Consider the following 15,610-nt stretch of genomic DNA (forward strand, 5'->3'; position numbering starts at 1 on the left):
ATTTTAGATTAAGGGTTTCGCAATTTTTGGGCCCTTTTGTTAATTAATTTATAACTATTCCTTTTAAATTTAATTTTTATATAGTGGAGCACTATATTGCAGGCCATTAAGCCGGTTATCATTGCTTATACGCCTCAAGCAGAATAAATAAAAAGAATTCAGTTACCATAGCCAACCTAGAATATGAATACTACCAACGATTTTAAACAGTTCGAAAGCTTAAACGAGGAACAACTACCCGTTGCCAAACATAAATTACATGATTGGACCCATTTTGCCGGACTATATGCCGCAGAACATGTAGCGGCAACCGAGTTCGTTATAGGAGCTACCTTTGTAGCCCTGGGTGCAAAAACAATGGACATTTTATTGGGTCTATTGATCGGGAATATATTGGCCGTTCTCAGTTGGACATTCATCACTTCCCCAATTGCTGTGGATACCCGTTTAAGTCTATATACCTATCTCAATAAGATTGCCGGAGATTCCATGACAAAACTCTATAATTGGGCCAATGTCATCATCTTTTCGGTCATATCCGCAGCTATGGTAACTGTTTCCGCTACTGCTGTTAGATTTGCTTTTGATATCCCTGCCCAACTCAATTGGTATCCAACCAATATGTGGTTCATTTTAATTGTCTTGTCCGTAGGTATCGTAGTGGTATCCATTGCGCTCTATGGCTTTAATGCTGTTTCCGAATTTTCGGGCCTATGTGCCCCATGGTTGTTCGTAATGTTTACTAGCGGGGCTATGGTGCTTTTACCTGCATTGTCACTTGACGTTTTGGATAAAACCTTACCCAATGGTTGGAACGATTTTATAAGTTTGGGTGATCAGTCAATATGGACAGGAACCGATAGCAATGGGGAACCGGGCATTGGATTAATAGAAGTCATCGGCTTTGCCTGGGCAGCCAATACCATTACCCATTTTGGACTTATTGATATGGCCCTCTTACGTTTCGCCAAAAAGAAATCCTATGGTCTGGCTACCAGTACAGGTATGATGTTCGGGCATTATGTGGCCTGGATTGCTGCCGGTATAATGGGTGCCGGAACCGCAGTAATTCTGGGGAAGGCAATTGTAGAATTGGATCCAGGTGATGTTGCCTATTATGCCCTTGGTTGGTCCGGATTTGTGATTGTAATTGTTGCAGGTTGGACTACCGCCATTACAAATCTTTACCGAGCAGGTTTGGCCGCACAGGCTATTTTCTTTAACCATTCCCGAAAGAAAACTACCATAGTTGTTGGATTGGTAACCATTGCTGTAGCCTGTTTTCCTTTTGTATTTTCACAGATCCTTCCGCTACTTACCTATGCTGGTCTTTTGGTGGTTCCAGTGGGGGCCATCGTATTTGCTGAACATCAAATTTTTCCTAGAATTGGGTTTACCCGTTATTGGTCGTCCTATCGTCAGTTAACCTTTAGTACTCCCGCGGTAGCTTCATGGGGCTTGGGATTGGTATTTGGTTTTGGATTGAATACACTTAATGTAATGTCCTTCTTCTATCTATTTATTCCCACTTGGATTTTTACTATCTTGGTTTATACCTTATTGGCGGCCCGCTATGGTGCCAAGGAGAAATATCCGGAAGCTGAACAAAAAGAAATTGCACGCAACCAAGAGATTGCAAAGTTTCATGAGCACCAGGCCAAAACAGAGGCCAAGCCCCTTGTAGTTGTATCCATATTTTCCAAGGTTCTTAAAACCATAGCGATCATAGCCCTGATCATTACCTTAATTCTGGCCTCAGTAGTATTATTTGGCAGTGATGATGAAAATATGTACCTGGAAAATCGGGAAATATTTTATAGATATGCATTTATTTGCACCATCATTTATTTCGTAACGGCCTATTGGGCTTTGCTACGCATAAAATCAAAAAAAGCAAAACTTTAATGAAACAAACTATACTTCTTAAGCAAGAAAATTTGACTCAGTTGGGCAAGTTAATTCCTGTCCCTACTTATAATCGCAAGGCACAAAAAGTGGGAATGGTACATATTGGAGTAGGTGGTTTTCATAGGGCCCACCAAGCCTATTATACACACAAGCTTATGGAAGGGTTTGGTGACAATGAGTGGAGTATATGTGGAATTGGCTTGAGGGAAGGGGATAGAAAAATACATGATGTGCTTAAAAAACAAGACGGACTTTACACTTTAATCGTAAAGCATCCGGATGGCACGATAGAGCCACAGGTTATAGGTTCCATAATCGATTTTAAACTGGGTCTGGATGAGACCGATGCCGTTCTGGATATCATGGCACATCCGGACACAAAAATTGTTTCCCTTACCATTACGGAAGGCGGTTACAATTTTAACCCGACCACTGGAGAATTTGATTTTGCCAATCCAGATATCCAACATGAATTGAAACATCCCGAAAGTCCTAAAACCGTATATGGGTATTTAACAGCTGCTTTAAAAAGGCGTCGTGATGCGGGACTTGCGGCATTCACCATCATGTCTTGCGATAATATTGAACACAATGGGGATGTTGCACGCAGGATGTTGCTGGCGTTTGCTCGGAAACAAAATATGGCCCTGGCCGAATGGATAGAAAAGGAGGTGTGTTTTCCTAATAGTATGGTAGACCGGATAACCCCAGTTACAAGTCAAACGGATATAGAATATTTGGAAAATACCCAAGGTATAAAAGATGAGTGGCCGGTTACCTGTGAGCCTTTTATACAATGGGTGGTTGAGGATAAATTTTCGAATGGGCGACCAGAGTTCGAAAAGGTGGGGGTACAATTTGTACCCGATGTAAAACCCTATGAGAAAATGAAACTCCGTCTACTTAATGCGGGCCATTCCGTACTGGGTATTCTGGGCGCTATTTACGGCCATAAAACCATTAATGCCTGTATGGAAGACGAGACTTTCGTTACCTATTTAAGGGCATATATGGATGAAGAGGCAAGTCCGGTACTTGATGAAGTAAAAGGGATAGATCTCAATAAATACAAGGACAGTTTGCAGGAACGCTTTGCCAACCCCAATATTAAGGATAGTGTTAGCCGTATTTGCTCGGAAAGTTCTGCCAAATTGCCAAAATTTCTAATCCCGACCCTTCTGGAAAATTTGGCCGGAAAAGGAAGCATTAAATTTGCAACCTTGGTACTGGCTGCCTGGTGCTACTATAGTGATAAGGGGCTTGATAAGAATGGGCAACCCCTTGAAATTATAGATGCCATGAGCGGCGAATTGCAACGGGCAGCACAACAAGCAAAAACGGACCCGCTTGCATTTATAAGACAAGAATCCCTGTTTGGTGATCTTGTTCAAAATAAACACTTCACTGAGCTCTATTTGGATTTGGTACAGAAAATTTATGAAAAAGGAGATATCAAAAAGCAAATGCTAAGTATGCTCTAGAGCATGATTCCGTTATAGTGTGTGAAAACCTAAGGTCCAAATAATTTTAGGAATGGTCCAGGGCTTTTCCTATATCAAGTTATCAAGCAATTTTCGCCAATTTTGGTGCTGCAATATTATAGGGCAGCGTAAATTTGAAAGTACTGCCTTTTCCTTTTTCACTTTCCACCCAAAGTTGTCCATCCAATTTTTTTACAAATTCCCTGCAAAGGACCAGACCTAAACCGGAACCTTTTTCGTTCGCCGTGCCAGGCAAGGTTACATTAGTGGTTAAATCGAATATTTTTTGAACTGTATTTTCGTCCATACCCACTCCATTGTCGGATATAGAAATTTCCACATAACCCTGATTTGTAATGGCTGCAACCTCTATTTGTCCGCCTGGATTTGTGAACTTTATGGCGTTCGAAATTAAATTGCGTAAAACGGTTCCTAAAATATTTTCATCAGTACTTAGTTCAATTTCATCAGTGGCGGAAAAATACAAGGAAATGTTCTTGGCTTTTGCCTGGGATGTTTTAAGTTCAATGATGTGCGATATAACTTTAGATAAGTTAATTTTTTCTGGGTTGAAACCAAGTTCTCCAGTTTGTGATTTTGCCCAATTTAATAAGTTATCCAGCAAACTGAGTGTATTCTTGGCAGTGATATTTATTAGATCTACAAACTCTTCAGATTCGGAATTTTCGGTGGCCGCTACCTTTTCCGAGAGGAGCTCGGAAAGGCATAAAATGTTGTTGAACGGACTTCTTAAATCGTGGGCTATAATTGAAAATAATTTATTTTGGGTCTGGTTCAAAGCTTCCAGCTCTAGTTTATCCTTTTCAATGATCTTATTTTTTCGAAGTATTGTTTTTTGGTCTACTTCTTTTAAAAGCATTATAAAACCTATACTAATAGCACTGATTACAAGGACAGAAATTATTAGAAACCAATTATTGAAGGTAGAGTTCTGGAGGAAAACATATGAGTCGCCCAATTGGTATACGTGAATAGCACGAATTAGTTGGAATATTGAATACAAGAGAAGTACTCCACTTAACAGGATGGAAAACTTGTATTTATTTTTATTGAAAAATAGATAATAAGCACCTATCCCATAGAAAAGTGAACAGGAAACTATGCGTGTAATACTAAGCATGGTGTAGTTTTCTTCAGCTAACAAAATCACGGAATAAAACAGGCAAACAAAAACAGCGTAAATCCATAAAAGTTTTTTTCGCACTTTACCATCAAACGAAACAAGTCCAAACGAGGTAAATGCAAAACAAGAAATCATAAGGAAATTATTTATGCGCAAACTGAGCAAAGCAGGAAATAAGTCCCTATTGGCATACATGAGAATGGCAAGGGTTTGAAACGTAATACCCAATGCAACCAGCAACAAATACCATTGTTTGTGCTGATAAAAATATTGATAGATAAACAAAGCAATGATAAATAAATTATTCACCGCTAAAAAAAACAATATCGAGGGGTAGTCTAAGGTCATTGGTCGCTATTCATTTTATTTTGATAAAGATTAAAAAAAATCGCGCAATATTCTCTTTTTTTAATGTTTTTTGGGAAGCTTAAATGGATTTATGTGCTTGTTTAACCCTTCGACCTACGGTATCTGCTGTTTCTGGACAATTATTACAATTACCCTCAAATTTTAGCCGGACCCACTAAACAGCGAAGCTGTCTAACAAATAATTTAAATTTGTGAAAAGCTAAAAAGGTCCAAGATTAAGGATTATTTACTTATGGTAAATGGAATGTTAATATGTAAGGTTAGAATGCTGGGTAGGTTGGAGGATTACGTTTCATGGATTTCACTGTTACAGGTCAGAGTTACTTACTTTACCTTCAAAGAATCCTTTTAAAACTAACTTCATTCCCCAACTCATCAGTTCTTTGAATTCTTTGTTGTCCAATCCAGAGACATCCTTGGCAACAATAAGAGGTTCTATTCCCATTAAGATGGTCAGAAAGTGCACCAAATCTTTTTTTTCTTTAGGTCTTAGACCGCTTTTCATTAAAGCAAGCTGTAGCGTCTTGTTCCGTCTTGCACCACGTTTCTTTTCAGAAGCAGATGTGAGAACGGCGCTCAAATATTTTCTAAAAGCATTTTCATTGTTTACAGCATGGTCATTGTAATAATTTTGGATACCCAATATTGTATCATTAAGCGAGTAGTCCTTAAGATCTTCAATTATGTCTTCTGGAGTTTTAGTTCCAATGTCTATTCCTACCTCATAGGAGAGTATTTCTAGATTGGGATAGTATCTGTAAATGGTGGCCCTGGATATTTCGGCGTTATTTGCAACATCTTCAAGATTAAAATCTATCCCCTGGCGGACCAATTGTTTGGCACTTTCAAGGATTTTGCTCCTTGTTTCCAACTTTTGATTAATTCTTCCGGTTTGGATGTATTCCCTTTTCATGAGACAAATATCTTATAAAATTTGCTGAAGTCAAAATTCTGTTCTATATTTATGAGACAAAAATCTCATATATGAAAAATGGTTATGCAAAATGGGTAGTAGGACATAAGATAACTACCCATGATACTACTGGAAATTACGATTTAGCAGTTATAGAAACCCCTGCAAAGGTAAAAGGGCCGCCACCACATACCCACCAATCCTACAATGAGTCATTTATGGTCGTTGATGGTGAAGTCCAATTTTTTATTGGCGGGGCAATAAAGACTTTAAAGGCAGGGGAAGTTATAGATATTCCACCCCACACATTACATACCTTTGAAAATGTGAGTGACAAACCTTGTAAGCTCATCAATATTCACAGTCCCAAGGGATTTAGAGGATTCTTTGAAGAAATGGGAATATCGGAAGAAGAAACGGATGCCCAAATGAAATCAGTTGCCCCGGAAATGGTGCAAAAGGTAATCCAATCTGCAGCTAGTTTTGACATGCATATTAAAATGTAAATGATTCAAAGCTTGTTGCCACGAGCTGGAAGCAGAACTTTTTAAATGATTAGTGTTAACACCCAAAGCAATAGGCTTGGAGCTTTGGTAGTATAAAATTACACCTCCATTTTGCTCGAGTCGTTGTTATTGTTTTTAATTAGTGAAACTCAATTTTGAGAAGTAAGTAAGACGCACTGAAAATTGCAAGTTGAACTAATCCCGCCTTTTTCGGCGGGATCTAGGTTCAAAACCTCTCGACTCCGCCAGTCTGTCCGACCAGGCAGGCCCGAGGAGACAAAAACATTAGTTTTAATTAATGATCTATTAATTAAGTTTTATCAATTTTTAATTGTTAATGAGTTGTGTAGGGTAATGTTCTCTGGTCGAGCCTGCCTATCGGTAGACAGGCACATCCCGATGGTTATCGGGAGAAACCTCATTTCAATGTTCTAAGCGTCCAATACCTCTCGACTCCCCTCGAGGAGACAGAAACACTAGTTTTAATTAATGATCTATTATTTAAGTTTTATCAATTTTTAATTGTTAATGGGTTGTATAGGCTAATGTAGTCTGGTCGAGCCTGCCTATCGGTAGACAGTCGCATCCCGATGGTTATCGGGAGAAACCTCATTTCAATGTTCTAAGCGTCCAATACCTCTCGACTCCGCTCGAGGAGACAGAAACATTAGCTTTAATTAATGATCTATTATTTAAGTTTTATCAATTTTTAATTGTTAATGGGTTGTATAGGCTAATGTAGTCTGGTCGAGCCTTCCTATCGGTAGACAGGCGCATCCCGATGGTTATCGGGAGAGACCTCATTTCAATGTTCTAAACGTCCAATACCTCTCGACTCCGCTCGAGGAGACAGAAACATTAGTTTTAATTAATGATCTATTATTTAAGTTTTATCAATTTTTAATTGTTAATGGGTTGTGTAGGGCAATGTTGTCCGGTCGAGCCTGCCTATCGGTAGACAGGCGCATCCCGATGGTTATCGGGAGAGACCTCATTTTAGTGTTCTAAGTGTCCAACCCCTCAACACCCATAAACCAATGGTATAGAATAATTGGAAATAATTGGTAACTTTAAATGTCCCGCTATTTATTCTAGAATATGAAAAAATCCAAAAATACCGATGCCGAAATCCAAGGTTCCAGAAGGGACTTTTTATCCAAGACGGCGCTGGCCAGTGTGGCCTTGCCACTCTTGCCCGGCACTATAAGCGGGGCTTTCAATAATACATCAAACTCAAAACCACTCCCTATGAATGCAGAATCTCCAAAAGTCTTATAGGCCAATACGGCCCTTGGTTGGCCTCACAAATGCAGGATCCGCCCAAGTTGTCGTTCCGAAACGACATATGGTCCAATATCGAGGATTGGAAGCCCAGTGCCCATGCCAAGGCCCAGGAACAGATAGGTGAGCCTTTGATTAAAGAAGCTATTACAGTTACCGTTAAAAGGAAATTCAATTACGACGGACTCCATATAGAGGAACTTACTTGGCAATTGCCCTACGGAAGACCGGTGGAGGCTATTTTTATGAAACCTGAAAACAGCACAGGGAGGCTGCCCGCTATTTTGGGCCTGCACGACCATGCCGGGAAAAAATATTTTGGCAAAAGAAAGATTACCAAAACTTCAGATAACCAGCATCCGCTTATCGTGGAGCACCAGAAAAGCGATTATGAGGGTAGGGCATGGGCAAATGAGATGGCCAAAAGGGGTTATGCCGTTTTGGTACATGATGCTTTTTCCTTTGCCAGCCGGCGGGTGTTCTATGAAGATATGGCAGGTATTGAATGGGGCCCGTTAAAAGCGGAGGGACGCACCGATGAAAACCCTGAAGATGTCAGGAACATAGAAGCCTATAACGAATGGGCAGGCCACCATGAACATGTTATGGCCAAATCCCTTTTTTCTGCCGGTACATCCTACACCGGTATGGTACTGGCCGAAGACCGTATTGCTCTGGATATCCTGAGCGCTAGAAAAGACGTGGATCCCGATCGGATAGGTTGCGGTGGACTCTCGGGTGGGGGACTACGTACTGTTTTTTTGGGGGGAATGGATGCACGCATAAAATGTGCCGTATGCGTAGGTTTTATGTCTACCTGGAAAGATTTTTTACTGAACAGATCCTACACCCATACCTGGATGACCTATGCGCCGGGCCTGGCGAACTATCTGGACTTCCCTGAAATTTTTGGACTGCGGGTACCCCTTCCTACCATGGTGCAGAGCAATAATCAAGACGGACTATACACCTTGCCCGAAATGAAAAAAGCAGATGACATTCTAGCCGAAGTCTTTGCCAAAGCGGGACATCCCGAAAAGTATAGCGGAAAATTCTATGATGGCGGACATAAGTTTGATGTCCAGATGCAGAATGATGCTTTTGATTGGTTTGATATCTGGTTGGGGAAATAAGAGGTTTTCTTATAAATTATTACCTTGGTTTTAAGGAGCCAGCTGTAGCAAGGGCAAGGTCTTGGGTGAAATGCTCTATGTACGCCTTCCTGCACCCTATGTAAAAACCCCTTGATTTACTACTAAAATAAAAATAGATCTTTCCTATGTTGCATTAATCTACATAGTATCAACAAATCATTGAACATTGATTTCAAAGTCTGTGGTGTGGTCTATCTTCTTCCGCGGTGGAGGTGTCATGGCCGCACCCTGAGCGGAGTCGAAGGGTCGGACAAGCAAAGAAACCGAAGGTTCATGAATAGCTTGAAATAATAAGTAGAAATTAATGAACTAAATCGGAGATTCACGAAAACCGATGAAAACAGTAACAACCACTTGAGTACAATGAAAGAGGATGATGGTATTCTTGGATCCTATACGTTTGCCTAAACACATCAACTAAGCATGATCCTCAAATGAAACACTGGAAAAATACAGCCATAAAAAAAAGCAGCTCCTTAAAGAACTGCTTTTGAATAAGCTTAAAAAGAGTTGTGGATTATCCCTTTACGGTAACCTTTTCTACAACAATAGATTTTATGCCATCTTTTTCCACCACTTTTCCGGTTACTTCTACCGTTTCAGCAGCGTTTGAAATGGCTTGTTTATAGGCATCGGCAGCGTTGTGGTCTTCCACCAAAAGATAAACCATTCCGTTTTCACTGAGAATTCCGGCAGGTAATCCTTTATCCAAACAGGCTTGGGCGCATTTTTTGTGGCCTTGTCCCGTAGCTTCTTGTGTAACATAACAAGACATGTCCAAAACTTCTCCTTTGATAGTTTCACTGCTTTGGGCAAAAGCGTTGGATGAGAACATAAAAAGAAAAGCCGTCAATAATAATCCGAAATAAGGAGTTTTTGTATGTTTCATAGTTGATGATTTTGTTAAACGGTTTACTTCTAAAAATACGATAAAAATGGCAGATATTTGTATGATTGTAAGGAAATTATGGGGCGATTACTAGAATTGTTTTCAAAAAAAGTTTTAAAAAAATTCATTAGTTTAGTCCTGATGTAGAGGTATTTGTGGTCTTTTATTATTGAAAGTATTGCTTTTTTTGAACATGAAATTATGAATCCTAGCTTAAAGATCGTCCTTGTATTACTTGTGGTATTCCTACTGCTCCAAATGCCTATATTGAATCCTGAAAAAAATTATGTGGACGCCGATACCGAGGTGGACATTACGGATAAATATGAGGTGCCAATGAATATCCAAATGGATCTGTATGTGGCCTGCTATGATTGCCATTCCAATTATACCGAAGACTATCCCTGGTATTATAACATACAACCTGTAAGTTGGTGGATGAACAGCCATATTAACCAGGCCAAACAGGCTTTGAATTTCTCCGAATTCGCCACCTATCCCTCGGATACTGCGGTCAAGAAATTCGAATCCCTACACTTGGTCATGAAAGAAAAGACCATGCCACTTAAATCTTACCTATGGCTGCATGAGGAAGCCAAACTAACGGACAAACAATACCAACAACTTGCCGACTGGGCAAAAGAAATGCAGCAAAAAGTGGAGCAAGAAATTGATTCCACCCAGAATTAATTGAACTAGCCTTGTTTTTTTTTAAAGGTTCACCATTTGCATGTTAAAAGCTAAGGACTTTTTAAAATGCTAGTTATCTTTTATTTCTGCTAACTCAATATGTAGTTTTTGGTCTCCATAATTCACATAGTTCAACTTTACAAACCCAAATTTTTCATGAAACCAATAGGTCACTTCAGAACGGCCAAGGTCAAAGTTTGATACAGCTTTAACTTTCCAACAGTTTTCCAGTTCGCCATAGGTTGTTTGTATAGTTTCTTTGGATTGTATTTCGAAGGTACTTCTTATTTTCATGTGGGACCAATCCCCCCAACCTTCCTGCAATTTTATATCATTGTCCGTCCATTTTTTTCCTACACTCAAAGGGAATTTAATTTGCGGAAATGGAGCTACCTCTGTGAAGTTATATTGGTTAGACCTGAATGGATGCATCCATATTTCTTCCACATTCTCTCTTATTCCTGTACTTACTGTTTGCCACCATTCATTGGAAATGGCGCTCTTGTTGAGTTGATATAAATTGATGTTATCAATTGACTCCTTGTCAAATTCATATTTTACCAGAATCTCGTCCTGTTTTTCAGGATTATGTTCCCATCTCTTCCCTGTTGCCATTAATAAAATACGCTCCTTGGATAGCAATTCATTAGATGCGCTATAGAATGCTGCATCAAAAGCGTAAATTCTACAGGGTTTAAAGATTTCCCTTCTTTTTTCTATCCTTAGAACAGAATCTAATTGAGGAGTCATTTCTCCAATTATGCTTGCTCTATAATCGTACTTTGGCATTGGTTCTGGAGCACAAATAAAGTCATCACTTTTATTGTTGGCGCAACTTCCAAGGAGAAAGACGATGCCAAAGAATAGGTTCAGTTTATATTTCATAGCAGGTAATAGTGTGAAAGACAGACAGTACGAGCCTGCCTCGTCGTCATGCAGGTGTGACGCCTGTCGGCCGATAGGCAGGCTCGCTCCAGCAGGGGGGGTATAGCTTTGTGCGTTGTCATTTGTAATAATCAAGTACATTCAATTTTGGTGTTCCTGAATTTGGTTCCTCAATTGGTTTTTCGAATTTCATAATAATTGGCATTGGGAAATCTACACCAGTTACAACAGCTTCTCCTTCTCCAAGAATAGGTAAGAAGTCCAATGTGTTTTTATTAGCGGTACTACAAGCACTACTTATCGCTTCTTTATCATTAAAATTTATTAGTCTATGAACTATAAAAGTTCCCATTTGACTTAAAGTGCCTTTAGGAATATCTCTTGGCATTTGTGTAGCGATACATAAAAACAAGCCATATTTTCTACACTCTTTTGCTATTGAATCAAATGCGTCTAAAGGTTTAGATTCAAAGTATTCGTCCTTTATAGATTTGTTCAAAAATTGATGTGCTTCATCTACTAAAACAACAACAGGGGAATTTTCAAAATCTCTATTTCTGGCTTTATTCAATAAGTATTTTCCTATTGCGTTGACTAATGTTTCTCTTACTTGAAAATCGTATTTAACATCTTTAAGATTTAGTCTTAAAAGTTTGTCATCTTTATTATCAACCGATATAAAGTTATTAATTAAGTCAGTTATATCATTTTCTTTCTTTTCTTCTTGAAACCCGAATACTTGATTTAATTCTGGTGTATTACCTAAATTATTTACTCTTGAAATTAAACTCACACAATATGATACATCGTTCTGAGAAATATCGCCCCACGTTGTACCATTGTCCCAAACACATTCTTCGTTTAATTGTCTAGTCAGTTTTGAGAAATCAAAATCTGCCATTCCGTTTTCGATAACTCCTATGTTTCTAAAGTAGAAAACTTCATAAGGTTTTTTATTACATCCTTTTTTCTTTATAAGTCCTGATTCTACAGGTATTTCTTTGCCATCAAACTTTAAGTTTTCACCTTCACACAAACTCGCAATTTTCAATGACCTTATAGCTTCCATTAATTTAGGGGTTTGAGTTCGCGGTGAAGGTTTTAGCATAAAGAATAAATCGTCAATTGTTAACTGAGAATAATGAAAAACACTTTCTCCATCTCCAATATTGATGTTTTTTAAACCGTCATATTTTCCATTGTATTCACCAGTTGCATCTATTAATATAGCTTTATTGCCAGTTTTTATTAAAGCTTCGATTAGTTTACTTACAGTAAAGCTTTTTCCTCCTCCAGTTGTTCCTACAACTGCACAATGTCTACCAAAAATGGATTGTAAATTAACTTTGACAGCGATATTTGGACTTGAAACTAAATGGCCTAAATTAACTGCTGTAGTATTCTCTTCATTCTTAATACCGAATCTTGACATATATTCTTGAACTAAATCTCCTGAACTCACAAAAACTTTAGCTCCAATATTTGGATACGTAGTTAAACCTTTTTTTACTGTCAATGGGTCATATAAGTCAAAGGATAAAAGTATTTCTATTTTACCTGAAGGATGAAATTCACTAGTTTGAAATGCTTTTTCACTTAAAGATAGTCTCTCTGATTCAGGAAGTAGTAATTCAGTTATTCTTCCTAAAAACCCATAATTACTACCTTCAATTACGACAAAGCTTCCAACCAGACCACCATTAAATTCTTTACCATAATGAGTAAACCCATTTAGTAAAACAGATGACGGAAAATGCACTTTTACATATTGAGGAAGGACTTGATTAATGTAACCAAGAAAATACTCATGTCTAAATGGATTAATCTTCTTGCTATCCATTATTTAAATTTATGGATTGGTGATTGAAGTTCTCATAGGTTTTTATTTCTGGGTAGTGCTTCGCAAATTCCGTAAAAGATTCTGCGGTTAATAGAATCCTTTCAGATTCTTGAGCTACTTTTTTAATTTCATTCAAGGATGGTGAAATATTATCAGATTCAAAACCAGGGTCAATCGAAGCGAGTCTAAATCCTGGGTTTTGATTTAACGCTTCTTCAATAGCTGCATTTATATGTTTATCATTGAAACTATAACCTATACAGATCAATAAAGTGTCATTATTTTTTCTTAGATTTCTCTGGAACCTTGCCATCATTTCAAAAAATGGTTGACCATAAGAATCCTCATATTTCGCATCTCTCGGATAAACCATTAATGGTTTGTCTGGCCTATTATTAATTTTTACCTTTTGGTCAGAATTATCTCGTTCCCAGTTTAACGAACCGTGTAGTTTATGAAGATGAAAAACCCGTTGAATGAAGTTGTCTTCTTCCTTTAATTTACTTCCTTCTCGTTGAACAATATCATAATCGAAATACCTACCACTAAATGTTCTAGGGAATGTAAAAGAGAACCCATCGACAACTATCGCATTTACTTCTGTAGCAGCATATTCAAATAATAAGTCATAGTTGAGTGTGAAAATTTTAATTCTTGGATTAGTTTGTTTGCGTTGTAATAATTTTTCTAAAAACGTTTTATGAGGAAAATTCTCCGAAGGCGCAGGAATAGTGCATTTATCTTTTATTAACTTGAAAATTTCATCTTTTATAACAGTTAGTTTTGTCTTAACACCTCCAATTTCTATTTCAACATCTTCAACGAATTTACTATAACCTTCAATATGAGAAAGCAATGCTTCCAGGTTTTTTTCTTCTGACTCAAATTTTACCGCTTCTCGTATAATTTTAAAACCATCAATTTCTGGTGTTTCCTCAGTTTTATCAATTCTATACTTTTCTTCTGTTTCTTTCCAAAGTTGCCACATTGAAAGTCCACCTACATCCATTGAAGAACCAGCTCCTGATAAAACAAGTAGATTTTTAAATGGTTTTTTGAAAAAGTCTGTATAAATTTTTCTTTTCTCGCTGTTGGCATCTGCTAGTGTTGGCTTAATTGAATTACCTTCATCATCTTTTTTGCTAAAAGGTTTTAAGTCATCAATGGATTTCAACTCTCCTTTATCGTAAACAGGATTTTTTACTTTAAGTTGATTTGTTTTTCCACTCAAAAGAATGTATTTCCATATTTCTTTTTCCATTTTTTACTATTTGTTTATTGGTTTAGAGCGTTGGCAAAAACAGCTCTTTTGGTTTTTTAAGCGTTCGTTTTCGTCTCGGTGACAAACAAAAGTACTGTTTGTACGCCTGGGTTTTCAGCTCGCTGACAACGGTAAATGGTATGAGTAGTGGCAGATTTCTTGGAACTTGCCAGTCAAACCGCTACGCAGTTCTAGTAGGACAAAACCCTGATATTGACCGTTTTAACTGTTATTTTTTATACAAAATACTATGCGTTCGTTTTTATTTTTTCAGATGTCTTTTATACAATCTTTTATAGGAGCTAGTATTTTCAGAAATATTATCTACGACTTCTTGAATTGATATATTTATATTGTTCAAATAAAGTTTAGTGATATTAACCAGAAAATATGACCATAAAAAAAGATAGTGGGCATGAGAATATGTCTGCAAAGAAGCTTTACTGCTTTTAAACGGAGAAAACGTATTCCCATGAAAACGTTCATTTCGGTATGTGTATAGTAATCCATTCACAACCAAATCAATCTTTTCATTTAAAACTAAGTTATAGCTATTGTTCTTTGCACGGTTTGTGCTTTTAGGTAAATCTACATTGTCTCCATTAAGTAATTTAAATATGATTCGACCTACTTTTCTGGTTTTATCTCCATTAGTCAAATTTCCATATTTTGTATACAAATCTTTGAGAAGCTCATCAATTTACAAATCTATATTTCCATTTGTCATGGCAATTCTAGTATATAATGGATTGGCTTTGGGACAGGTAATTGAGTAATTATCCAACATTCGCTTAGCCAAATACTCATATGATTGAGAGGGCATTAATTCTAGAAAATTCTCAATACAATCCTTTATATTCTGGTTATTTGAGATAATATCATCCCAATAATTTATTTTGGAATATTTTATTAAATCAGAGACATTCGTATTTGGTTTTCCTTTGTGTTTTTCATAAGCTTTCCCCATATAAAACTCAAGTCCCTTCCATGAAAAATCAAAAGCTAAATCCATTTTTAGAGGTAATACATCTAGTGATTCAATAAAATATGAAATATAGATATGGTAATCCTTATCAAGTTCATATGGGTACAATAGAGGTTTAAATAGTTTTAATTCGTAGTCTGTCAAATTACTTTGGATTCTATTTAGGAAATCCAACTCTATCGGGAACAGATAGTCGTAATTATTTTCTTCTAATCTGGGGGTCCAAGTATTAACTCTATCTATTCGTAGTTTCTTAAATTTCTCAGATATTTCTTGAGTATTATTTGTCATATATTTCTACTAT

General features: G+C 37.5%; 13 protein-coding genes. 6 read left to right on the top strand and 7 right to left on the bottom strand.

Going from position 1 to position 15,610, the window contains the following annotated elements; all coding sequences use genetic code 11:
• The first annotated feature begins 183 nt into the window (after positions 1–183).
• Together U735_RS0110540 and U735_RS0110545 are read left to right on the top strand one after the other, a co-directional pair.
• Positions 184–1,905, top strand: coding sequence for a purine-cytosine permease family protein (locus tag U735_RS0110540; protein WP_031443782.1), 1,722 nt, complete (start codon positions 184–186; stop codon positions 1,903–1,905).
• The gene (locus U735_RS0110545; RefSeq protein ID WP_031443783.1) at positions 1,905–3,389 is read left to right on the top strand and encodes a mannitol dehydrogenase family protein; all 1,485 of its coding nucleotides are present in this window, start codon (positions 1,905–1,907) and stop codon (positions 3,387–3,389) included. Before U735_RS0110540 ends, U735_RS0110545 begins: the two co-directional genes overlap by 1 nt.
• An 82-nt stretch (positions 3,390–3,471) precedes the next feature.
• Here U735_RS0110545 and U735_RS25005 read toward each other — a convergent pair whose 3' ends face one another.
• Positions 3,472–4,881: a sensor histidine kinase gene (locus U735_RS25005; RefSeq protein WP_051892065.1), complete on the bottom strand. Its 1,410-nt coding sequence runs from the start codon at positions 4,879–4,881 to the stop codon at positions 3,472–3,474.
• Between the two features lie 328 nt (positions 4,882–5,209).
• Positions 5,210–5,815 carry a TetR/AcrR family transcriptional regulator gene (locus U735_RS0110555; RefSeq protein ID WP_034248425.1) on the bottom strand — a complete coding sequence of 202 codons (606 nt, stop codon included), beginning with the start codon at positions 5,813–5,815 and terminating at the stop codon, positions 5,210–5,212.
• A gap of 71 nt (positions 5,816–5,886) precedes the next feature.
• On the opposite strand from U735_RS0110555, the gene U735_RS0110560 reads away from it, so the two are divergent.
• From U735_RS0110560 to U735_RS0110570, 3 genes are all read left to right on the top strand, one after another.
• Positions 5,887–6,321 (top strand): cupin domain-containing protein, encoded by a 435-nt coding sequence (locus U735_RS0110560; protein WP_031443786.1) that lies wholly within the window; start codon positions 5,887–5,889, stop codon positions 6,319–6,321.
• A 1,098-nt stretch (positions 6,322–7,419) separates the two neighbouring features.
• Positions 7,420–7,599 carry a twin-arginine translocation signal domain-containing protein gene (locus U735_RS25750; protein WP_198036644.1) on the top strand — a complete coding sequence of 60 codons (180 nt, stop codon included), beginning with the start codon at positions 7,420–7,422 and terminating at the stop codon, positions 7,597–7,599.
• A 17-nt stretch (positions 7,600–7,616) separates the two neighbouring features.
• Positions 7,617–8,735 carry a dienelactone hydrolase family protein gene (locus tag U735_RS0110570; protein WP_198036645.1) on the top strand — a complete coding sequence of 373 codons (1,119 nt, stop codon included), beginning with the start codon at positions 7,617–7,619 and terminating at the stop codon, positions 8,733–8,735.
• Positions 8,736–9,273: 538 nt separating this feature from the next.
• Here U735_RS0110570 and U735_RS24580 read toward each other — a convergent pair.
• Complete coding sequence (locus U735_RS24580; protein ID WP_051892069.1) at positions 9,274–9,645, bottom strand: hypothetical protein; 372 nt, start codon at positions 9,643–9,645, stop codon at positions 9,274–9,276.
• Between the two features lie 201 nt (positions 9,646–9,846).
• Between U735_RS24580 and U735_RS0110580 the strand changes: the two genes are divergently transcribed.
• Entirely contained in the window at positions 9,847–10,335 is a 489-nt protein-coding gene (locus U735_RS0110580; protein WP_031443789.1) for a heme-binding domain-containing protein, read from the top strand.
• Between the two features lie 69 nt (positions 10,336–10,404).
• On the opposite strand, the gene U735_RS0110585 is transcribed toward U735_RS0110580, so the two are convergent.
• From U735_RS0110585 to U735_RS0110605, 4 genes are all read right to left on the bottom strand, one after another.
• On the bottom strand, positions 10,405–11,355 hold the full coding sequence (locus U735_RS0110585) for a hypothetical protein (RefSeq protein WP_198036646.1): 951 nt from the start codon (positions 11,353–11,355) through the stop codon (positions 10,405–10,407).
• Entirely contained in the window at positions 11,339–13,060 is a 1,722-nt protein-coding gene (locus tag U735_RS0110590; protein WP_083260664.1) for an ATP-binding protein, read from the bottom strand. The genes U735_RS0110585 and U735_RS0110590 overlap by 17 nt, the downstream gene beginning before the upstream one ends.
• Complete coding sequence (locus U735_RS0110595; protein WP_034248428.1) at positions 13,053–14,321, bottom strand: SIR2 family protein; 1,269 nt, start codon at positions 14,319–14,321, stop codon at positions 13,053–13,055. The genes U735_RS0110590 and U735_RS0110595 overlap by 8 nt, the downstream gene beginning before the upstream one ends.
• A 700-nt stretch (positions 14,322–15,021) precedes the next feature.
• Positions 15,022–15,597 (bottom strand): hypothetical protein, encoded by a 576-nt coding sequence (locus U735_RS0110605; RefSeq protein WP_031443794.1) that lies wholly within the window; start codon positions 15,595–15,597, stop codon positions 15,022–15,024.
• Positions 15,598–15,610: the final 13 nt, after the last annotated feature.

The organism is Arenibacter algicola, from assembly GCF_000733925.1.
Classification (GTDB): Bacteria; Bacteroidota; Bacteroidia; order Flavobacteriales; family Flavobacteriaceae; genus Arenibacter; species Arenibacter algicola.